Here is a 22248-nt window from a genome sequence, read left to right on the forward strand (position 1 = left end):
GGAGTTCAGATGTCCCAGGAACGACTCTATATTGATAAAGAGATCAGTTGGCTTGCGTTTAATGAACGTGTATTACAAGAAGCGGCTGACAAACGAAACCCGTTAATTGAAAGAGTCAGGTTTCTGGGGATCTATTCAAATAATCTTGATGAGTTCTATAAAGTCCGTTTTGCTGATGTTAAACGCCGTATCTTAATTAATGAAGAGCGAGGCTCTCGCTCTGCTTCAAGTCATGCTCGCCATCTTATCAAAAAAATTCAATCAAAAGTGGCTAAGGCTGACCAAGAATTTGATGCTTTATATAACGATTTATTGCTTGAAATGGCACGAAATCAAATCTTCTTAATCAATGAACGTCAAATATCACCTAATCAACAAATCTGGTTACGCCAATATTTTCGTCAAAACTTAAGAAAACACATTACGCCCATTTTAATTAATCCTGAAACCAATTTGGTTGAGTTTCTTAAAGATGACTATACCTATTTGGCCGTTGAAATTGCACAAGGGCAAACTATTCATTACGCCTTATTAGAAATTCCATCAGATAAAGTTCCTCGTTTTGTTATTTTGCCAACTGATCAAGGGCGTAGTAAGAAAAAATCCATGATTTTATTGGATAATATTTTACGTTACTGCCTTGATGAAGTTTTTAAAGGTTTTTTTGATTATGACTCATTGAATGCTTATTCTATGAAAATGACGCGAGATGCGGAGTACGATCTTGCGACAGAAATGGAATCAAGTTTACTTGAAATGATGTCCTCAACCTTAAAACAACGCCTTACCGCAGAGCCTGTGCGTTTTGTTTATCAACGTGATATGCCAGATGAGATGGTGGCATTACTGCGCAGTAAATTAGGTTTATCAAATAACGACTCCGTTATTGCAGGAGGGCGTTATCATAATTTTAAAGACTTTATTAACTTTCCAAATGAAGGTAGCAAATTTCTATTAAATAAGCCTATCCCGCGGTTACGCCATATTTGGTTTGATAATTTCCGTAATGGTTTTGATGCCATTAGGGAGCGAGATGTCTTACTTTATTATCCTTATCATACTTTTGAACATGTGCTGGAATTGTTGCGCCAAGCCTCTTTTGATCCAAGCGTTATTTCAATTAAAATCAATATTTACCGTGTTGCAAAAGACTCTCGAATTATAGACTCCATGATCCATGCTGCACACAACGGTAAACGAGTCACTGTGGTTGTAGAATTACAAGCTCGTTTTGATGAAGCGGCCAATATTCATTGGGCAAAACGCCTAACAGAAGCTGGTGTTCACGTTATATTCTCTGCGCCAGGTTTAAAAATTCATGCGAAATTATTTATTATTTCTCGCTTAGAAGATGGCGAAATTATTCGCTATGCCCATATTGGTACTGGGAATTTTAACGAAAAAACGGCGCGCCTTTATACTGACTATTCGCTCTTAACTGCGAATACTGAAATTACCAATGAAGTACGTCGTGTTTTTAGCTTTATTGAAAACCCTTATCGCCCTGTTACTTTTGAACATTTGATGGTTTCACCTCAAAATTCGCGAACTCTTTTAAACCAACTAATTACTAATGAAATTCACAGTGCTCAAGCTGGGCATCCCGCAGGGATTACATTAAAAGTGAATAATTTAGTCGATGAAGAGTTAGTTAATCGTCTTTATGACGCATCAGAAGCGGGAGTCAAAGTCCGACTTTTAGTGCGAGGCATGTGCTCTTTAGTCCCTAATCAGCCAGGATTTAGTGAGAATATTCAAGTCACCAGTATCGTTGATCGTTTTTTAGAACATGATCGTGTTTATGTCTTTACTAATAAAGGTGATGAAAAAATCTTCTTATCTTCTGCCGACTGGATGACGCGAAATCTTGACTATCGTATTGAAGTTGCAGTGGCTTTGCTTGATCCTCAACTAAAACAGCGTGTTCTTGATATATTAGATATTCAATTTAATGACACCGTTAAAGCGCGTTTTATTGATAAAGATTTAACAAATAGCTATGTTCCTCGTGGAAATAAACGTAAAATTCGTTCCCAGCTTGCTGTCTATGAGTACATTAAATTGTTAGAACAACCAGGGGAACGAGCGTAACTTTATGCCTTTATCACAAGATGACTCTTCACCACGCCCTTTAGAAATTGCAGCTATTGACCTCGGTTCTAATAGTTTTCATATGATAATTGCGCGCGTTGTTAATGGCGCATTGCAAGTGTTAAGTCGCTTAAAACAGCGTGTTTATCTCGCTGATGGCCTTGACGATAATAATGAATTAAGCGAAGAGTCTATGTTACGCGGACTTTCCGCCCTTTCTCTTTTTGCTGAAAGGTTACAGGGCTTTCCTGCCGAAAATGTTACCGTCGTTGGCACACATACATTACGTGTTGCTACTAACGCTAAAGTCTTTCTCCAACGAGCAAAAGAAGTTATCCCTTACCCTATCGAAATTATTTCTGGACATGAAGAAGCCCGGCTTATCTTTATGGGCGTTGAACATACACAATCGGAAAAAGGTCGAAAGCTCGTTATTGATATTGGTGGTGGCTCAACAGAATTGGTTATTGGTGAAAATTTTGAGCCGATCTTAATTGAAAGCCAGCGCATGGGTTGTGTTAGTTTTAGTCGTCAATTTTTTCCTGAGCAAAAAATCAGCGAATCTGCTTTTCGTAAAGCGCGAGAAAAAGCAGCACGTAAAATGGAAAAAATTGCATGGCAATATAAAATGACCGGATGGGATGTGGCTTTAGGCGCATCGGGTACAATTAAAGCGGCTCATGAGATCTTAGTTGAGTTTGGCGAAAAAGACGGTGTTATCACCCCCGAACGTCTACTTATGTTAACAAAGCAAGTGTTACGCTTTAAGAAATTTAAAGATATCTCATTGCCGGGATTATCCGATGAGCGTAAACATGTTTTTGTACCGGGTTTAGCGATTTTATGTGGCATTTTTGATTCTTTAGGATTAAAAGCATTACATCTATCTGATGGTGCGCTACGTGAAGGTGTGCTTTATGAAATGGAAGGTAGATTTCGCCATCAAGATATTCGCCAACGTACAGCAAAAAGCCTTGCCGAACACTATAATATTGATAGAGAACAAGCAAAGCGCGTGCTTGAAACCATGCAATCCCTTTACGAACAATGGGCACAACAAAATCCTAAACTCGTTCGCCCTGATCTAGAAGCTATTTTAGTTTGGGCAGTCATGTTACATGAAGTCGGATTAAGCATTAATTTAAGTGGATTGCACCGTCATTCTGCCTATATTCTTTCAAATACAGATTTGCCCGGTTTTAATCAAGAACAACAGCTATTATTAACAACCTTAGTTCGCTATCACCGAAAAGGGATTAAGCTGGATGAACTACCTAAATTTAATCTTTATAAAAAGAAACAGTATTTCCCACTTGTACAAATACTGAGGTTAGCAACTTTACTTAATAATCAGCGACAATCAACGACAAAACCAGCATCTTTGCGTTTAGTTACTGATGAAAATCACTGGACTCTTTATTTTCCTAAAAAATATCTTTCCGATAACACATTGATGGAATTGGATTTAGAAAAAGAACAAGAGCATTGGCAGTCAGTTCCTGGCTGGAAACTGGATATAAAAGAGGAATCTGCTTAACAATATGATATTATACAGAAAAAGACGCTAGCCAATGCGTCTTTTGTTGCATCTATCATACAACAACTATCACATAACAACATAGGTTTGATTTGTGACCATAATATGAACATCATCAACGCAATATTGTTCAAGATTCATATTTTTTATACGGAGAAAACCGATAATCATCCTAAAATGGAATAATTAGTGTTAATGGTTATCTCCCTCGTAAGAATTAAAAAGGAATAACATGTCTCAACCAGCTATCAACAATGATACTGCGGCTGCCATCAATCCGTATTCACAAAAAGTGGCACTCCTGCGTCAGCAAATTTTGAGTATCTTTCTTGAAGATGATCATTTTGTTGAAACCGTTTTAGGGGAAGCAAGTGAAAATGATAGGCTGAGCCACCATGAACTTCATGAAAAAATCACCACTGTTCGAGAATTACTACAAGATCTACACGCGGCAGATATTGCAGATATTCTTGAAGCCCTTCCCTATGACGAACGTCTCGCATTGTGGCATTTGGTTGATAATAATGAACGTGGTGCTGTTTTAGTCGAAGCGTCTGTCGCCGTTTGGGACAGTTTAATTAAAGATATGACCGACCGTGAATTATTACGATCGGTCGCCACATTACATGTGGATGAGCAAGCCTACATTGCAGAGCACTTACCCCGCGATACAATGCGTCGCCTTCTTACCTATTTAGAACCAAGCCTGCGTAATAGGATAAGAGAAGTCCTGCAATATCCAAAAGACAGCGTTGGTCAAATGATGGACTTTGAGTTCGTCACTGTGCGAGGCAATGTAACGTTAAAAACCGTACAACGCTATCTGCGCCAACGAGGCTCTATTCCGGAAGCAACGGATAAAATTTTCGTTATTGATAATAAAAATCATCTTTTGGGCGAACTTCCATTAACCACTGTTTTAACGCAATCTCCTGACAAACTTGTCTCAGATGTGATGAAAACAGATACCGTCAGTTTTATGCCAGAAGAAAAAGGCGAAGATGCTGCGGGCGCGTTCGAACGTTATGACTTAATTTCAGCAGCTGTAGTTGATAGCAATGGCCTTCTTATGGGGCGATTAACCGTTGAAGATATTGTTGATAACATGCATGAAGAGAGCGATACCAACATTCGTCGTATGGGGGGCTTGAGCCCAGAAGAAGACGTTTTCGCTCCAGTTGGACAAGCTGTTAAAACACGTTGGACTTGGCTTGCTATCAACTTATGTACTGCTTTCGTTGCCTCCCGTGTTATCGGTGTCTTTGAAGATACTATTTCACAATTAGTTGCCCTCGCCACACTAATGCCAATTGTTGCTGGTATTGGGGGTAACACAGGTAATCAAACTATTACAATGATTGTACGTGCCTTAGCACTGCACCAAATTCAAACTGGAAGCTTCTCATTCTTAATTTTAAGAGAGCTTGGTGTCGCCTTTATCAACGGTATTGTTTGGGGAGGGATAATGGGTATTGTCACCTTCTTCCTCTATGGTGACCTTGCTATGGGCGCAGTTATGACGATGGCAATGGTGCTTAATCTCTTAATGGCCGCCATGATGGGTGTATTAATCCCGATGACCATGATTAAATTAGGTAAAGATCCCGCCATTGGTTCTAGTGTGATGATAACCGCCATTACAGATACTGGTGGTTTCTTTATATTCTTAGGTTTAGCCACCATTTTCTTAGTTTAAAATAACGCAATAATAAACCATTACACTAACGCCACTGTTAATAAAATACAGTGGCGTTTTTTTGAGTAACCAACAATAAATAATTAAGCCGTTGTTGAAAGGTAATAGTAAATGAGTAGTAATACGATGATCAGCGATGTGATAAAGGTTTTTTTAACAGAAGCACTCAGAGCATAATTATCACTGTATTTGGTGTTATTTAGAATGGTTTTTAACGCTAAACCACCACCTAATGCAACGACAGAAAGTGAGGCAAACAGAACAATTGCAGCTAAGAGAATAGCACTCATAGAGATAGAGACCATAAATCCTCCGACAGTTCAATTGACTTACTGTTGTAATTATAACCAAAAATAACTTTTTTGATGCTTATTTTTGTTTTTATTTTTCATTTAAGAAGTCGCTCAAAAAAATCACATTATGCATAAAAACACAAAAATATGATTATGATTACAAAATTAATTGGCATTTAATTCCAATAATTATTAATTTATTGAAACCAACACCCACAAAAGCCAAATTTAACATACAGTAGAATATACTAATAATCTATTTCCTATCAGATCATATCTTTCACTATTAATACGAATAGCTTTATTAATTATCTAATAATAACTTTTTTTACAAAAAATAATAAATTAAACTCATATCGATTTTATTATTTAATCGTTTATTTAAAGCATAATAAATATATTCAATATCACCTCGTTTTTATTTAAAAATATTAAAATTCACCTCATAAAAAACAATATGTAATATTTTTATATTATATATGGCATTTCCTATTTATTGATATAAGATATTGCGATATAGATAAATTATAGATATTAAACTTGATAATTGTTAGCTTTCAAGTCTATTTGATTGTTTTATTTTAACCTATTTACATCATTAAGAGCTTCCTGTTATAACTTAAACCATCATCACAACATTATTCTTTCTCACGTAAATAGCCTATAAATAACCACTTAATGTTATTTATTTCCACCCTATTTTATTTGCTGATCCTAAAAGAATGTATTTGTGACTTTATTAGTTATTTATTTCATCACGATGATTATTATAGGTTGTTATTATGACATCACAATCACACTCCACTCAGCCGTTGAGTCAACCTACGGCAAGACCATTAAATCGCAACGATTATAAAACGTTGGGTTTATCCTCACTAGGAGGAACTTTGGAGTTCTATGATTTCGTGATCTTCGTGTTCTTTACGAAAACATTGAGCCATTTGTTCTTTCCCGGTGATAACGCCTTTATTGCACAGATGCAGACATTAGGTATTTTTGCTGCCGGTTATCTCGCTCGCCCTTTGGGGGGCATTATTATGGCACACTACGGCGATATTATTGGCCGTAAGCGCATGTTTACTTTAAGTATTTTTTTAATGGCTGTTCCAACATTAATTATTGGTTTATTACCCACTTATGCCAGCATTGGGGTCGCAGCCCCATTATTGTTGTTATTAATGCGTATCATGCAAGGTGCTGCTATCGGTGGCGAAATGCCAGGTGCTTGGGTATTTATTGCAGAACATACACCAAAACAACGTTATGGCTTAGGTGTTGGAACATTAACATCAGGTATTACTGGCGGTATTTTATTAGGATCGATCGTCGCAATTATCGTTCAGCGCAGTTATAGCGCTCAAGAAGTTAATGATTTTGCTTGGCGTATTCCCTTTATTTTAGGCGGAATATTTGGCTTAATCTCTGTTTACTTGCGTCGATTCTTGCAAGAAACTCCAATCTTTAAAGAGATGGCCGCAAAAAAAGCCTTAGCACAAGAAATGCCTGTAATTTCTGTTATTAAAAACCATAAACAAGCGTGTTTAATTACGGCTGCATTAACTTGGTCTTTATCAACAGCCATTGTTGTCACCATATTGATGACACCTAGTGTAATTGTTGAAGGAATTTACAAAATTGATAGAACCACCTCATTGGAAGCGAACTGTGTTGCAACATTAACCTTAACTTTAGGTTGTATCTTCTGGGGCTGGATTGGCGACAAATTAGGAACACGTGTTTCAATGACATTATCATGGGGTGGTTTGATTGTTACTGCATTCCATTTCTATGGCAATTTAGATACAGCAATGTCAGGTTTTCAGTTGGCATTTAATTATGGATTGATGGGCTTTTTCGTTGGTGCGATTGCAACAACACCAATTGTTAGTACAAGAGCATTTCCACCATCGATTCGTTTTTCAGGATTGTCTTTTGCTTATAATATGGCTTATGCCGTGTTTGGTGGATTAACTCCAATGTTAACAGGTGCATGGTTAGAAAAAACAGCTATGGCGGGCGCCTATTATGTCGCAGGAGTCTCATTCTTAGCAATTGCTGTCGCATTCTTACCTTTGGCTTATAAAGGTTGGACTGCGGTAAAGCCAGCTACCCATGAAAAAGACGTTGCATTACAAATTGATAAAGTGGTTGGTTAAGTCTTTATCAATGTTATAAATGTCCCCTTATACAATACCGCCCTTATTAGGGCGGTATTTTTTATGGCGGCAATTTTTCTGAATTAGGTAATCCTCAACACAAAAAAGGATGCCTTGTGGCATCCTCTATTTTCTTCAGCTTTCTTTTTAATGCGACACATTACTGTGTCATTTTGCTCAGCATTGGTGCAGTTAAAAGCATTAAGATTGCAATAACACCAGTCACAATACCGATTTGTAGGAAGACACTGCTGTAGATTTCTAATGAGGCATGTGCGCTTTGAACATCTTCTGGTACCGCCATTAAACTTGCCACTTTACCTGCAATAATTGCAGCAGCTGCCGAAGTTAAGAACCAAGCACCCATGATAAAGCCCATTAGACGCTGTGGTACAAGTTGAGCAACCATTGCAAGGCCAAGCCCTGAAATCATTAACTCACCAATACTTTGGAAACCATAACTTGCGACTAACCACCATGAAGAGACAATCCCTGCTTCATTTGCCATGCTTGCACCCAGTGGTAACACTAAAAATGCTGTTGCACTTAAGAACATTCCAACAGTGAACTTATAAGGCATAGGTAATTTATCGCCCATAAAGTTATATACTGCTGCTAATAATGGGCTCGCTAACATGATCCAGAATGGATTAAGTGATTGAAACTGTTCTGGTTGAACACTGAAACCTAACAGAGAATGTTCAACGTTATGGATCGCAAAGAAGTTTAAAGATGTTGGCATTTGATCGTAAAGAACAAAGAAGACCACTGCTTCAACCATCAGTAAAAATGCCACAATCATCTTACGGCGAGCAACCCCTTTCATCATAAAGGTTTCACGCGCAAAAATAAGGATGATACCTAATGAGATCACGGCTAAAGACCAACTTGCCACTTCATTATTATGTAATAACCAAGTCGATACTGCCGTTAAAGCAACGATCCCCACCAGCGTTAATAACAATTTTAAATAATTAAGCGGTTCAAAATCAGGTTTAGAGCCTTTATCTTTGATCCATCCTCGACAAACCATAAAGTTTGCTAAGGTGATCAGCATACCTACAACACTTAATGCAAATGCTACATCCCAACCATAATTAGCTGCTAACCATGGTGTTGCTAGCATAGATAAGAACGAACCTACGTTGATAGACATATAGTACATGGTAAATGCACCGTCTAATTGTGGATCGTTTTTCTCATAACAGGTTGCAAGTAATGAGGATGGATTTGCTTTAAATAAACCATTACCTACAGCAATGGTTGCAAGTCCCCAATAAATCACATCTTTATCGTGATCTGAGAAAGCCACCATTGCATAACCAATTGCCAGTACGATTGCCCCAAGGATAATAACCCTTTTAGTACCAAGAACTTTATCCCCAAGCCATCCACCGATAGCAACAAAACCATAAACCAATGCGGTAAATGCAGCAAAAACGGTGATTGCTTCCGCCTCACCCATGCCCAGCATTTTAACCAGGTAAACGGCCATGATCCCTTGCAGACCGTAATAGCCAAAACGTTCCCATAATTCGATTGAGAAGATGAGATAAAATGCGCGAGGCTGTTTAAATGCATTCAGGCTCGGTTTTTGTCCATCGTCAGGTGTGTTTGCAGTTGACACTAAAAACCTCTAATTATTTTATTACGCCTTTATATTTAGGCTAATTTTTACAAAAATGATTATTTTAAGACAGAGTTAAAGCTCGGTGAATTTCATACTGGATTGTTATTCTTTGAAAAGAGTTCAAACACAGAGAAAAACAAGGTTGGCATTCTATCACTGGAAAGCATAATTATCTAAGAATTATAACTAACTATTGCGTTTTATCATAGTTACAGGCATTTGTACAAAATAGTTATGCGTTCAAAAAAACATCAAGCAAAATAACTTACTGATTATCAATAAATTATTTTCTACTTAATTATCCCTATATAAACAATTAAGCCACGCTATTGTTTGTCTGTTTTTTAATAAATAATGGCTTATTGAATAACAACGATAAAATAATGCCAGTATCATTTTATTTTAACTGCTTAAAATAAAGCCAATAAAACACATTCCTTGACTTAATTTCCATATTTCCTCCATTTTTAACTGTGTAAAAACAGGTAGAATGTCACTATTCCAAAATTTCATTTCAGTATTTCTGATTAGCTAGTTGCCAGTGGGATCACAAAAGTAATGAATAAAAATAAAAATGCTAAAAAAAGAGTTTCTCTTATTATCGCTTTAATCGTCGTAGTCGCAGGTGCTTACGCCTATTGGCAATTTAATGCAGCAAAAACAACTACACCTGAAAATAAAGGAACTCAAGCAACAAGCTCACAAAGTCGAAGTACAACTGGATCTCGTCGCCCTCCTATGCCACCCGTTCAGGTTGCAACATCAATACAAGAAGATGTGCCTCAATTTTTATCAGCTTTAGGTACAGTGAAAGCAACTAATAGCGTCACAGTGACGAGTCGTGTTGAAGGTCAATTAATGGCTTTACATTTCACGGAAGGGCAGCAGGTTCAAAAAGGTGATTTATTAGCAGAAATTGACTCTCGCCCATTTGAAGTGCAATTAGCCCAAGCCAAAGGACAACTTGCAAAAGATCAAGCCACATTAGCTAATGCACGTCTTGATTTAGCACGTTATCAGAAGTTGGCAAAAACGAATTTAGTCTCACAACAAGAGTTGGATAATCAGCAAGCTTTAGTGAAACAGTCAGAAGCAAGTATCCGTATTGATGAGGCTACAATCAGTAATGCACAGCTGCAATTAACTTACAGTAAGATTACGGCACCGATTTCAGGTCGTGTGGGATTAAAACAAGTTGACGTGGGTAACTATATTTCAGGTGGCTCATCAACGCCGATTGTGGTTATCAATCAAATGGATCCCGTTGATGTGCTTTTTACATTGCCAGAACAAGATTTAGCAAAAGTTATTCAAGCACGTAAGAATAGTGCTGATTTGCCTGTCACCGCATTAGACAGAAATAACCAGTTTGAATTAGCTCAAGGAAAATTATTTAGTGTTGATAACCAAATTGATGCCACTACTGGCACCATTAAATTAAAAGCACGTTTCCCGCAACAAGAGACAACATTATTTCCTAATCAATTCGTCAATGTCCGTCTTTATATCACCACATTAGAAAAAGCGGTTGTTATTCCGAATGCGGCTTTGCAAATGGGTAATGAAGGTCACTTTGTTTGGGTTGTGAATAACGAAAATAAAGTTAGCAAATTACGCGTGGAAGTCGCCTTACAAAATGCAGAAAAAGTTGTGATAGCTTCTGGTTTATCAGCAGATCAGCGTGTTGTAACGGATGGTGTGGATAGATTAACACAAGATGCAAAAGTCGAAATCGTGACACCTACAGTACCTAAAAATAAAGAAAATAACCGTGTAGTTGCGGAGAAAGCGTAATGACCGAAAAAACACACGGTACAGGTGGGGGACCATCTCGCTTATTTATTCTGCGCCCAGTTGCAACAACTCTTTTTATGGTGGCCATACTGTTAGCTGGTATCGTTGGTTATCGTATGTTACCAGTGTCTGCCTTACCTGAAGTTGATTACCCGACAATTCAGGTCGTTACTCTCTATCCTGGAGCAAGCCCTGATGTGATGACATCCGCTGTCACTGCACCACTTGAACGACAATTTGGGCAAATGTCTGGGTTAAAACAGATGTCATCACAAAGCTCTGGTGGCGCTTCAGTGATCACTCTGATGTTCCAATTAACCTTACCATTAGATGTTGCAGAACAAGAGGTTCAAGCTGCGATAAATGCAGCGACGAATCTACTACCCTCCGATTTGCCTTACCCACCGATTTACAGCAAAGTAAACCCAGCTGATCCGCCTATTTTAACTTTAGCGGTGACTAGCTCAACATTACCGATGACACAGTTGCAAGATATGGTTGAAACCCGTATTTCGCAAAAAATTTCACAAGTTAATGGTGTAGGTTTAGTGGCATTAGCCGGTGGTCAGCGTCCCGCAGTTAGAGTCAAACTCAATGCACAAGCCGCAGCGTCCTACGGTTTAGACAGCGAAAAAATTCGTGTAGCAATCAATAATGCGAACGTTAACTCAGCGAAAGGAAGCCTTGATGGCCCTACTCGTTCCGTAACATTATCGGCTAATGACCAAATGAAATCATTAGAAGATTATCGCCAACTCATCGTTGCCTATAAAAATGATGCGCCTATTCGTTTATCTGATATCGCAACTATCGAGCAAGCGCCTGAAAATAACCAGTTAGGTGCATGGGCAAATAACGAACAGGCAATTATTATAAATGTTCAACGTCAACCCGGCGTTAACGTTATTGATACCACTGATAATATTCGTAATTTATTACCAGACTTAGTCTCTAATTTACCTAAATCAGTGAATGTTGAGATATTAACTGACAGAACCACAACGATCCGGGCATCAGTTAAAGATGTACAATTTGAGCTTGGCTTAGCTATCGCACTTGTAGTGATGGTGATTTATCTCTTTTTACGTAATGGTGTCGCAACTTTAATTCCAAGCATTGCCGTACCACTTTCATTAGTAGGTACATTCGCAGTGATGTATTTCTGTGGTTTTTCTGTCAATAATCTCACCTTAATGGCATTAACGATTGCGACCGGCTTTGTTGTCGATGACGCCATTGTTGTGATTGAAAATATCTCCCGCTACCTTGAGCGTGGTGATAAGCCGTTAACAGCCGCTTTAAAAGGAGCCGGCGAAATTGGCTTTACCATTATTTCACTAACTTTCTCTCTGATTGCCGTACTGATCCCCCTGTTATTTATGGGAGATATTGTTGGTCGTCTATTTAGAGAGTTTGCAATCACCCTTGCTGTCGCCATTCTAATCTCTGCGGTGGTTTCGCTGACATTAACGCCAATGATGTGCGCGCGATTGCTAAAGCCTGAAAATGAAATCAAACACAATCGTTTTGAAATAGCATGTGAACGCTTCTTTGAAAAAATGATTGCCGTTTATGCCGTGTGGTTAAAACGTGTGTTAAACCATCAATGGATCACCTTAGGTGTTGCACTCAGCACTTTGGTGTTGACTGTTTTGCTGTATATGTTTATTCCTAAAGGCTTTTTCCCATTGCAAGATAATGGATTATTACAAGGCACCATTGAAACCTCACAATCTATTTCTTATCAATCGATGGTTGAAAAACAGCAGCAAGTGGTTGATAAACTCATTGATGATCCTGCGGTTGATAATATTGCCAGTTTTGTCGGCATTGATGGTAGTAATGCAACACTCAATACGGGTCGATTACAAATCACATTAAAACCCCTTGATCAACGCGACTCGCGTATTGATACAATAATTCCTCGTCTACAAGAACGCATAGCCTCTATTTCAGGCATAACGCTCTATTTGCAACCCACACAAGATCTAACAATTGACACGCAAGTTTCTCGTACTCAATATCAATTTACGTTGCAAGCAACATCATTAGATGAATTGGCGTATTGGGTACCAAAGCTTTCTCAATCATTAAAAAACAGCCCAGAACTAACCGACATCAGCAGTGATTGGCAAGACGGTGGCATGATGGCGTATATCAAAGTGGACAGAGATTCTGCAAGTCGCTTAGGTATTACAATGAGTGAGATTGATAACGCACTTTATAATGCTTTTGGTCAGCGTTTAATTTCAACTATCTACACTCAAGCAAATCAGTACCGTGTTGTATTAGAACAAGATATTCGCAATGGTGATGGCTTACTGGCGCTCTCAGCCGTACATTTAACTGGCAAAGATGGCGCTATGGTACCACTGCTTTCAATTGCCTCGGTAGAACAGCGCTTAGCACCACTTTCGATTAATCATCAAGAACAATTTCCTTCAGCAACATTCTCATTTAATGTTGCCGAAAAATCGTCTCTTGAAGAAGCAGTCAAAGCGGTAAAATTGGCGGAAGAGCAAATCTCGATGCCAAGAGATATCACTACTCAATTCCAAGGTGCAACACTCGCCTTTGAAAGTGCACTTTCAAGTACTTTATGGCTGATTATCGCAGCTATTGTAGCAATGTATATTGTGCTCGGTGTGTTATATGAGAGTTTCATTCACCCTATTACTATTTTATCTACACTACCGACCGCGGGTGTCGGCGCATTGCTCGCATTAATGGCCGCGGGTAATGAGCTTGATATTATTGCTATTATTGGGATCATTTTGCTTATTGGGATCGTAAAGAAAAACGCGATCATGATGATAGACTTTGCCCTTGCAGCAGAACGAGAACAAGGTTTAACCCCTTACGAGGCTATTTATCAAGCGTGTTTATTACGTTTTCGTCCAATATTAATGACAACAATGGCGGCACTCCTCGGAGCTTTACCTTTAATGTTAAGTACTGGTGTGGGTGCAGAATTACGCCAGCCATTAGGGGTTTGTATGGTCGGAGGCTTAATTATGAGCCAGATCTTAACTCTGTTTACTACGCCAGTGATTTATCTACTGTTTGATAAATTATCACTCTATGTAAACCGCAATAAACACATTGAGAATAATAACGGGGCTGTATCATGAAGTTCTTCGCCCTCTTTATTCAACGACCCGTAGCAACCACATTACTTAGTTTAGCAATTTCTCTTTGTGGTGCATTAGGCTTTATGTTACTTCCTGTTGCGCCTTTGCCTCAGGTTGATTATCCCGTTATTAATATCTATGCCTCATTACCTGGGGCTTCGCCTGAAACTATGGCATCTTCTGTTGCTACACCGCTTGAACGCTCTTTAGGGCGAATTGCAGGTATTGATGAGATGACCTCTAGTAGCTCGCTTGGCAGTACCAGCATTACGTTGGTATTTGACTTAAATAAAGATATCAATACTGCTGCTCGTGATGTGCAAGCGGCGCTAAATGCGTCACAAAGCTTATTACCTTCCGGAATGCCAAGTCGCCCACGCTATTATAAATCAAATCCTTCTGATGCACCGATAATGATCTTAACATTGACCTCTGACATACAAAATACAGGAGAGCTTTACGATCTGGCATCAACCCGCCTTGCACAAAAAATCTCACAAATTGAAGGAGTAAGTGAAGTTTCTGTTGGTGGAGGATCATTACCCGCAATACGTGTTGCTCTCAATCCTGATGCGCTATTTAACCAAAATGTTAGCCTTGATGATGTGAGAAAAGCAATTAACCAAGCGAATGTGCGACGCCCCCAAGGCTTTGTCAATAATGATGAAAATCGTTGGCAAATTCAAACCAATGACGAGTTAAGCAAAGCGGTTGAATATCGCCCAATCATCGTGCATTACAATCAAGAAGCTGTTGTGCGTTTAGGCGATGTTGCGCAAGTCACTGATTCGGTACAAAACTCACGCGCAGCAGGGATGAGTGGCGGCGAACCTGCTATTTTACTGGTTATTCGCCGTGAAGCGGGAGCCAATATTATTGAAACGGTTAACCGTATTCGTGATGAACTTCCTGAATTACGTGAACTTATTCCAGCCAATGTCGATTTAAAAGTTGCCCAAGATAGAACCCCCACTATCCGCGCATCATTAGCAGAAGTTGAACGTGCGTTAGCCATTGCTGTCGCACTCGTAATTCTAGTCGTATTTTTATTTTTACGTTCAGGCCGTGCTACGCTTATTCCTGCCGTTGCTGTACCCGTTTCATTAATTGGTACTTTTTCAGCCATGTATCTTTGTGGCTTTAGTTTAAATAATCTTTCATTGATGGCATTAACCGTTGCTACCGGTTTTGTGGTTGATGATGCCATTGTGGTACTCGAAAATATCTCTCGCCACATTGAGAATGGTTTAAAACCTAAAGAAGCCGCTTTAAAAGGGGTTGGAGAAGTCGGCTTTACCGTACTTTCGATGAGTATTTCTCTCGTGGCGGTATTCATCCCTCTGCTATTAATGGATGGACTTGTTGGACGATTATTTAAAGAATTTGCTATTACGTTAACCACAGCTATCGCTATTTCTTTATTTGTTTCGTTAACACTGACCCCCATGATGTGTGCGCATTTATTAAAAGGTGTCAAACCCAAAGCACAATCGCATTTGCGAGGATTTGGTAAGTTACTTTTCCGCGCTCAACAAGGTTACAGTGTCACATTACAAGGGGCGTTGCGCCATCGACGCTGGGTTATGGCGATTTTTCTTGCGACTTTAGGCCTAAATGCTTACCTGTATATCAGCGCACCTAAAACATTTTTTCCCGACCAGGACACTGGCCGATTAATGGGATTTGTCCGTGCTGACCAAAGTATTTCATTCCAATCAATGAAAGAAAAAATGACCCGTTTTATGCAAGAAATAAATGCAGATAAAGACGTAGATAGCGTAACGGGCTTTACGGGAGGGGGGCGTATTAACAGTGGGTTTATGTTTATTTCCCTCAATCCACTGTCAGAGCGTACTGATAGTGCCAACCAAGTGATCAATCGTTTACGTGCCAAACTCGCTGATGAACCTGGCGCTAACCTCTTTTTAATGCCTGTGCAAGATGTTAGAGCAGGTGGGCGTCAGGCCAATGCCAGTTATCAGTTTACCTTATTAGCGGATGATTTAAGTGAATTACGTAAATGGGAACCCATTGTACGTAAAGCATTAGGCGAACTGCCTCAACTTGTGGATGTTAACTCAGATAAAGAAGATAAAGGTGCTGAAATGGCACTAACTTACGATCGAGATACCATGTCACAATTAGGTATTAATGTCAGTGATGCGAATAATTTGCTGAATAATGCTTTTGGTCAACGTCAGATCTCCACGATCTATGCCCCACTCAATCAGTACAAAGTCGTCATGGAAGTGTCTGAACAGTATACACAAGACGTTTCTGCGTTAGATAAAATGTATGTGGTAAATAACCAAGGTGAGCGCATTCCGCTCTCTGCATTTGCAAATTGGTATCCTGCCAATGCGCCATTGAGCGTCAACCATCAAGGATTATCTGCCGCCTCAACGATTGCTTTTAATATTCCCGAAGGTTATACATTAGCTGATGCAATTAATTCTATTGAACGCACAATGACTGAGTTGGGTGTACCCAATACCGTAAGGGGCACCTTTGCAGGTACGGCACAGATCTTCCAAGAAACCATTAAGTCACAGCTTATTCTTATCTTAGCGGCTATTGTGACTGTGTATTTGGTATTAGGTGTACTGTATGAAAGCTATATTCATCCACTCACCATTTTATCCACCCTTCCTTCCGCCGGTGTCGGTGCGTTATTAGCGTTACAGCTTTTTGATACACCTTTTAGCTTGATTGCACTTATTGGCATTATGTTACTCATTGGTATTGTGAAGAAAAATGCCATTATTATGGTGGATTTTGCGATCACTGCCCAACGCGAGGGTAAATTGTCAGCCAAAGAAGCCATTATTCAGGCGAGCTTATTGCGCTTTCGCCCAATTATTATGACAACCCTTGCCGCATTATTTGGCGCATTGCCATTGATGTTAGGAAGCGGAGATGGTGCAGAATTAAGACAACCTTTAGGGATAACAATCGTAGGTGGGTTATTAATGAGCCAACTCTTAACCCTTTATACCACCCCAGTTATTTATCTATTTTTTGATGGATTGCGTGAACGTTGGCAACAACGCCGTTTCAGCAAGAAAGAGGCTAAAGCATGAAACTGAGAAGCAAGCTGTTCTTGGTGATTTTCGCTACCTGTATGGTTGTAGTTCTTGCCATGCATATTGGTATTCGAGGTAGCTTTCAACAAGGGTTTATTGGCTATATCAAGAAAAACAGTGAACAGCGTGCAACTCTTTTAGCTGAAGCCTTAACAGATCAATATGCTTTAACCGGTGACTGGCGTTTTCTCAATAGAGATGATCGTTCTCTTTATCAAATATTACGCAGTATTGACCAAATAAGCCAAAGCAGTGAAGGCCCTCCACCAAAAGGCTGGCGCACACAGTTTTGGATTGTTGATAAAAACATGAAGCGCTTATTTGGTCATGACAATCAATTTCCTGAAGAAACCTTCAAAAAACCAATTACTTCTCATGATGAAATTGTAGGTTGGGTGATTGTCAGTGCCGCTGATAAGATTAGTAGTGAAGCGGATATCAGTTTTGATAAACAACAACTGCGTACCAGTTGGATAATTGCAGGTTTAACCGTTCTTTTAGCTTTACTGATTACACTGATCCTTTCTCGCAATATGATACGCCCCGTTAAACGACTGGTCGAAGCCACACATAAATTAGCCGCTGGTGATTTTGCTGTTCGTGTAACACCCAGTAGTAAAGATGAAATCAGCCAGCTCGCTACAGACTTTAACCAACTCGCCAGCACACTAGAGAAAAATGAGCAAATTCGTCGTGATTATATGGCTGATATTTCACATGAGTTACGTACACCTCTCGCTATTTTAAAAGGGGAATTAGAAGCGTTACAAGATGGAGTAAGAAAGCCCACGTCCGAGACATTAAACTCCCTTTTATTCGAAGTGACAAACCTGACAAAACTGGTGAATGATCTCCACCAACTCTCATTATCCGATAGAGGCTCACTCACTTATCGTAAAGATTTTATTGATATTAATGAGGTGATTTTATTAGCTGTTGCTTCTTATCGCCACACATATCACACCAAAGATATTGCCTTATATACTGAATTAGATGATATCTCTCCATTAATTGTACAAGCCGATCCTGACCGGCTTATTCAGCTTTTTCATAATCTATTAGAAAATAGTGTGCGTTATACCTATGCTGGTGGACAATTACATATCAAGACAAAAAAAGAGAATAACTGTGTATTGATAACCTTAGAAGATAGCGCGCCTGGATTGGATAAATCACAGTATCAAGCCGTTTTCCAACGCTTTTATCGTGCAGAAAGCTCACGAAATCGTGCCAGTGGCGGTTCTGGATTAGGTCTTGCGATTTGCGAAAATATCGTTGAAGCTCATAATGGTAAAATAAGTGCTATGCCTTCATCTTTAGGAGGCATGAAAATTCTTATAGAATTACCTGCATATTCTGATGATCTTTAAGCCTATAACCACTGGGCCAATAATGACTGCTGCCGAATCACCCTATTCAATCCTTATAGTTGAAGATGAACCCAAGCTTGCTCAATTACTTATTGATTATCTTCAAGCTTCAGGATATCAAACTCACTGGCTAGCAGATGGTGCTGAAGTTAGCCATTGTGTAAAACAACAACATTACGATTTAATATTATTAGATCTGATGTTGCCCGTTAAAGATGGCATTACGATCTGTAAAGAGTTACGTCAGTTTTCTGATATTCCCATCATTATGGTCACAGCCAAAACAGAGGAAGTAGATAGATTGCTTGGACTTGAGATTGGCGCCGATGATTATATTTGCAAACCCTACAGCCCAAGAGAAGTCGTAGCCAGAGTCAAAACTTTATTACGCCGTTTTTATCGACCACAAGATATTGTTCAAAGCGATAAGTTAGTTATCATTGATGAGCAGGCTTATCAAATCCAATATAACAATAAAATTCTCGACTTAACCACAGCTGAATTCCGTCTACTCAAAGCATTAGCGACACAACCCGGAAAAATATTAACTCGTGATCAGCTAATGGATCATCTTTATGATGATTACCGCATTGTGACTGACAGAACCATTGATAGCCATATTAAAAACTTAAGACGTAAACTTGAGCAACTTAACGATCAGATTGAATTTATTCGCTCAATTTATGGCCAAGGGTATCGTTGGGAGACACAAGCTTATCGATTTCGATGATATTTTTTCAGGAATACATTGAACCTCGCTACACTTAAGCGCTAGAATCCTCCCCTTTATGATATACCCCTACCCAATGTGTGGGGGACTGACTTGAAATCAGAACCAGGAAATTAACCATGTTTACACCCGAATTGCTCTCTCCTGCTGGCTCATTAAAAAATATGCGCTATGCATTTGCTTATGGCGCAGACGCCGTTTATGCAGGTCAGCCACGTTATAGCTTACGTGTGCGTAATAATGAGTTTAACCACGAAAACCTTGCCAAAGGTATTCAAGAAGCCCATGAACTAGGTAAACGCTTCTATGTTGTGGTTAATATCGCACCCCATAATGCTAAATTAAAAACCTTTATCCGTGACTTAAAACCCGTCATTGATATGGGTCCTGATGCGCTGATTATGTCTGATCCGGGTTTGATCATGATGGTACGTGAAGCGTTCCCTGAAATGGATATTCACCTTTCAGTACAAGCCAATGCTGTTAACTGGGCAACCGTAAAATTCTGGCGTCAAATGGGATTAACGCGAGTGATCCTGTCTCGTGAGCTCTCTATTGATGAAATTGCTGAAATTCGTAAGCAAGTTCCTGATATGGAATTAGAAGTTTTCGTTCATGGTGCATTATGTATGGCTTACTCAGGCCGTTGCCTGCTATCTGGCTATATCAATAAACGTGATCCGAACCAAGGTACTTGTACTAACGCTTGCCGTTGGGAATATAAAGTCGAAGAAGGCAAAGAAGACGATGTGGGTAATATCGTTGAAAAATACACGCCAATTCCAGTTAAAAACGTTGAGCCTACTTTAGGTGTTGGCGCACCAACAGATAAAGTTTACTTAATTGAAGAAGCAAAACGCCCTGGTGAATATATGACTGCGTTCGAGGATGAACACGGTACTTATATCATGAACTCTAAAGACTTACGCGCGATTGAACACGTTGAGCAATTAACTCAAATGGGTGTACATTCGCTGAAAATTGAAGGTCGTACTAAATCCTTCTATTACTGCGCCCGTACAGCACAAATGTATCGTCGTGCAATTGATGATGCTGTTGCAGGCAAACCATTCGATCCAACGTTGCTAACGACATTAGAAGGCTTAGCACATCGCGGTTATACAGAAGGTTTCTTACGCCGTCATACCCATGATGCGTACCAAACTTATGAATATGGTTATTCTGTCTCTGATACCCAACAATTTGTCGGTGAATTCACCGGTAAACGCGTAAACGGTTTAGCTGAAGTTGATGTTAAAAATAAATTTGTTTTAGGTGATAGCCTAGAATTAATGACACCAACCGGCAATATTCAATTTACCTTAGAAGAATTGTTTAACAAAAAACAGCAACCAACTGATGTTGCACCAGGTAATGGTCACATGGTTTATTTATCTGTTCCTGAAGATGTTGATTTAGATTTCGCACTGCTGATCCGCAACCTACAAGGTACAACAACACGTCAGCCGCATAAGATTGATGCTGTAGAAGTGAAGTAAAGCGTCATAATCTGATTTAAAGTGATCAATTTCAAATACAGATCACATCAATAATGATTTGTTTACCGTATCATCAGTTCCGAAAAATAAAGAACTAGAATGAATACAGTAAGACTAGGAACCACCTCCTTGGCAAATCCAATCTCCCTTGGATTTGCCTTTTCTTTTTTCATCTCCGTTATCAACTCTCCTTTACGTAAACACATTCCCTTTTTCGTTATCATTTGTAAAAAAAATAGTAATTTTCTCGATATCCATTACCTTTAAAAGAGTGATTCAATTAAAGGGATTCATCAATGAGTAAAATTAGTTTGCTGATCATTAATGGAAAAAGCACTAACAACAGCGCATTGAGAAAAGCAGTTTACCAATTACGTAACGAAGGTTTTAACCTCCAAGTAAGAGTAACTTGGGAATCCAGTGATATACGCCGTTTTGTACAAGAAGCTATAGATATACAAGCAGAAACGGTGATTGCAGCAGGAGGAGATGGAACGATTAATAGCGTTGTTTCTGAATTAATTCATCTTTCACCCTCATCTTTACCAACACTGGGCATTATTCCATTAGGCACAGCAAATGATTTTGCCACCAGCGCACAAATCCCTCGTGATATGGAAAATGCACTTAATTTAGCAGTTAAAGGTCGAGCTGTTCCCATTGATGTTATCTCAGTGAACAAGACGCACTATTTTATCAATATGGCATCAGGCGGTTTTGGAACCAAAATCACAACCGAGACTCCTGAGGCATTAAAATCAGCATTAGGTGGAGCTGCCTATTTTATTAATGGTCTTTTAAGTATCGACTCTTTAAAAGCTGATTATTGCACTATTGAAGCTGAAAATTTCCATTGGGAAGGCGAGTCTCTTATTCTAGCTATCGGTAATGGCCGCCAAGCTGGTGGCGGACAGAAATTATGCTCTGAAGCCTTAATTAATGACAATAAACTCAATATCACCATTGTTGAAGCTCACGAACTTCTCCCCTCTATTTTAAACAGCATGTTTGATAGCAAGAAAAATGACAAGATAATTGAGCGAGAAAGTCGCTGGGTAAACATTAGTGCTTCTCATGAAATGGTGTTTAATTTAGATGGAGAACCCCTTTTAGGGAATAAATTTGAATTTATTGTGTTACCTGAAGCGATCCACTGCCGGTTACCGCCTCAATGTGACTTGTTATCTTAATGTAGATAAATGACAATCACTCTCATCTCATCATGAACTGGAGTATGT

General features: G+C 39.2%; 13 protein-coding genes. 11 read left to right on the forward strand and 2 right to left on the reverse strand.

The window, feature by feature from the left end; translation table 11 throughout:
- Positions 1-9: 9 nt before the first annotated feature.
- The 3 genes from ppk1 (at position 10) to mgtE (ending at position 5324) form a co-directional block, all read left to right on the forward strand.
- On the forward strand, positions 10-2091 hold the full coding sequence (gene ppk1, locus ABN080_RS05185) for a polyphosphate kinase 1 (protein WP_072068435.1): 2082 nt from the start codon (positions 10-12) through the stop codon (positions 2089-2091).
- 4 nt (positions 2092-2095) lie between these two features.
- Positions 2096-3628 carry an exopolyphosphatase gene (gene ppx, locus ABN080_RS05190; RefSeq protein WP_072068436.1) on the forward strand — a complete coding sequence of 511 codons (1533 nt, stop codon included), beginning with the start codon at positions 2096-2098 and terminating at the stop codon, positions 3626-3628.
- A 232-nt stretch (positions 3629-3860) separates the two neighbouring features.
- The gene (gene mgtE / locus ABN080_RS05195; protein ID WP_072068437.1) at positions 3861-5324 is read left to right on the forward strand and encodes a magnesium transporter; all 1464 of its coding nucleotides are present in this window, start codon (positions 3861-3863) and stop codon (positions 5322-5324) included.
- An 83-nt stretch (positions 5325-5407) separates the two neighbouring features.
- Here the strand turns inward: mgtE and ABN080_RS05200 are convergent, their stop codons facing one another.
- The gene (locus tag ABN080_RS05200) at positions 5408-5629 is read right to left on the reverse strand and encodes a hypothetical protein (protein ID WP_196554057.1); all 222 of its coding nucleotides are present in this window, start codon (positions 5627-5629) and stop codon (positions 5408-5410) included.
- A 770-nt stretch (positions 5630-6399) separates the two neighbouring features.
- On the opposite strand from ABN080_RS05200, the gene ABN080_RS05205 reads away from it, so the two are divergent.
- Positions 6400-7773 (forward strand): MFS transporter, encoded by a 1374-nt coding sequence (locus ABN080_RS05205; RefSeq protein ID WP_072068439.1) that lies wholly within the window; start codon positions 6400-6402, stop codon positions 7771-7773.
- Positions 7774-7933: 160 nt separating this feature from the next.
- Here ABN080_RS05205 and dtpA read toward each other — a convergent pair whose 3' ends face one another.
- The gene (gene dtpA / locus ABN080_RS05210; RefSeq protein WP_349440534.1) at positions 7934-9400 is read right to left on the reverse strand and encodes a dipeptide/tripeptide permease DtpA; all 1467 of its coding nucleotides are present in this window, start codon (positions 9398-9400) and stop codon (positions 7934-7936) included.
- Positions 9401-9961: 561 nt separating this feature from the next.
- On the opposite strand from dtpA, the gene ABN080_RS05215 reads away from it, so the two are divergent.
- The 7 genes from ABN080_RS05215 to yegS all read left to right on the forward strand — a co-directional run bounded on the left by ABN080_RS05215 (position 9962) and on the right by yegS (position 22200).
- Positions 9962-11197: an MdtA/MuxA family multidrug efflux RND transporter periplasmic adaptor subunit gene (locus tag ABN080_RS05215; protein WP_196554055.1), complete on the forward strand. Its 1236-nt coding sequence runs from the start codon at positions 9962-9964 to the stop codon at positions 11195-11197.
- Positions 11197-14328: an MdtB/MuxB family multidrug efflux RND transporter permease subunit gene (locus ABN080_RS05220; RefSeq protein ID WP_349440535.1), complete on the forward strand. Its 3132-nt coding sequence runs from the start codon at positions 11197-11199 to the stop codon at positions 14326-14328. Before ABN080_RS05215 ends, ABN080_RS05220 begins: the two co-directional genes overlap by 1 nt.
- Complete coding sequence (gene mdtC / locus ABN080_RS05225) at positions 14325-17408, forward strand: multidrug efflux RND transporter permease subunit MdtC (protein WP_349440536.1); 3084 nt, start codon at positions 14325-14327, stop codon at positions 17406-17408. Before ABN080_RS05220 ends, mdtC begins: the two co-directional genes overlap by 4 nt.
- A complete protein-coding gene (gene baeS, locus ABN080_RS05230) occupies positions 17405-18781 on the forward strand; it encodes an envelope stress sensor histidine kinase BaeS (RefSeq protein WP_196554052.1) in 1377 nt (458 codons plus the stop codon). Before mdtC ends, baeS begins: the two co-directional genes overlap by 4 nt.
- A gap of 22 nt (positions 18782-18803) precedes the next feature.
- Entirely contained in the window at positions 18804-19511 is a 708-nt protein-coding gene (baeR, locus tag ABN080_RS05235) for an envelope stress response regulator BaeR (RefSeq protein ID WP_072068476.1), read from the forward strand.
- Positions 19512-19630: 119 nt separating this feature from the next.
- On the forward strand, positions 19631-21010 hold the full coding sequence (gene trhP / locus ABN080_RS05240) for a prephenate-dependent tRNA uridine(34) hydroxylase TrhP (protein ID WP_075674055.1): 1380 nt from the start codon (positions 19631-19633) through the stop codon (positions 21008-21010).
- A 296-nt stretch (positions 21011-21306) separates the two neighbouring features.
- Positions 21307-22200 carry a lipid kinase YegS gene (gene yegS / locus ABN080_RS05245; protein WP_349440537.1) on the forward strand — a complete coding sequence of 298 codons (894 nt, stop codon included), beginning with the start codon at positions 21307-21309 and terminating at the stop codon, positions 22198-22200.
- Positions 22201-22248 lie beyond the last annotated feature (48 nt).

Origin of the sequence: Proteus sp. fly-1089 (genome assembly GCF_040138965.1) — a bacterium.
In the GTDB taxonomy this organism is placed as follows: domain Bacteria; phylum Pseudomonadota; class Gammaproteobacteria; order Enterobacterales; family Enterobacteriaceae; genus Proteus; species Proteus vulgaris_B.

What these genes read in the sequence shown, in the direction of transcription:
- ppk1 (WP_072068435.1), top strand. Translation starts at nt 10, where the DNA reads ATGTCCCAGGAACGACTCTATATTGATAAAGAGATCAGTTGGCTTGCG.
- ppx (WP_072068436.1), top strand. Translation starts at nt 2,096, where the DNA reads ATGCCTTTATCACAAGATGACTCTTCACCACGCCCTTTAGAAATTGCA.
- mgtE (WP_072068437.1), top strand. Translation starts at nt 3,861, where the DNA reads ATGTCTCAACCAGCTATCAACAATGATACTGCGGCTGCCATCAATCCG.
- ABN080_RS05200 (WP_196554057.1), bottom strand. Translation starts at nt 5,629, where the DNA reads ATGGTCTCTATCTCTATGAGTGCTATTCTCTTAGCTGCAATTGTTCTG.
- ABN080_RS05205 (WP_072068439.1), top strand. Translation starts at nt 6,400, where the DNA reads ATGACATCACAATCACACTCCACTCAGCCGTTGAGTCAACCTACGGCA.
- ABN080_RS05215 (WP_196554055.1), top strand. Translation starts at nt 9,962, where the DNA reads ATGAATAAAAATAAAAATGCTAAAAAAAGAGTTTCTCTTATTATCGCT.
- ABN080_RS05220 (WP_349440535.1), top strand. Translation starts at nt 11,197, where the DNA reads ATGACCGAAAAAACACACGGTACAGGTGGGGGACCATCTCGCTTATTT.
- mdtC (WP_349440536.1), top strand. Translation starts at nt 14,325, where the DNA reads ATGAAGTTCTTCGCCCTCTTTATTCAACGACCCGTAGCAACCACATTA.
- baeS (WP_196554052.1), top strand. Translation starts at nt 17,405, where the DNA reads ATGAAACTGAGAAGCAAGCTGTTCTTGGTGATTTTCGCTACCTGTATG.
- baeR (WP_072068476.1), top strand. Translation starts at nt 18,804, where the DNA reads ATGACTGCTGCCGAATCACCCTATTCAATCCTTATAGTTGAAGATGAA.
- trhP (WP_075674055.1), top strand. Translation starts at nt 19,631, where the DNA reads ATGTTTACACCCGAATTGCTCTCTCCTGCTGGCTCATTAAAAAATATG.
- yegS (WP_349440537.1), top strand. Translation starts at nt 21,307, where the DNA reads ATGAGTAAAATTAGTTTGCTGATCATTAATGGAAAAAGCACTAACAAC.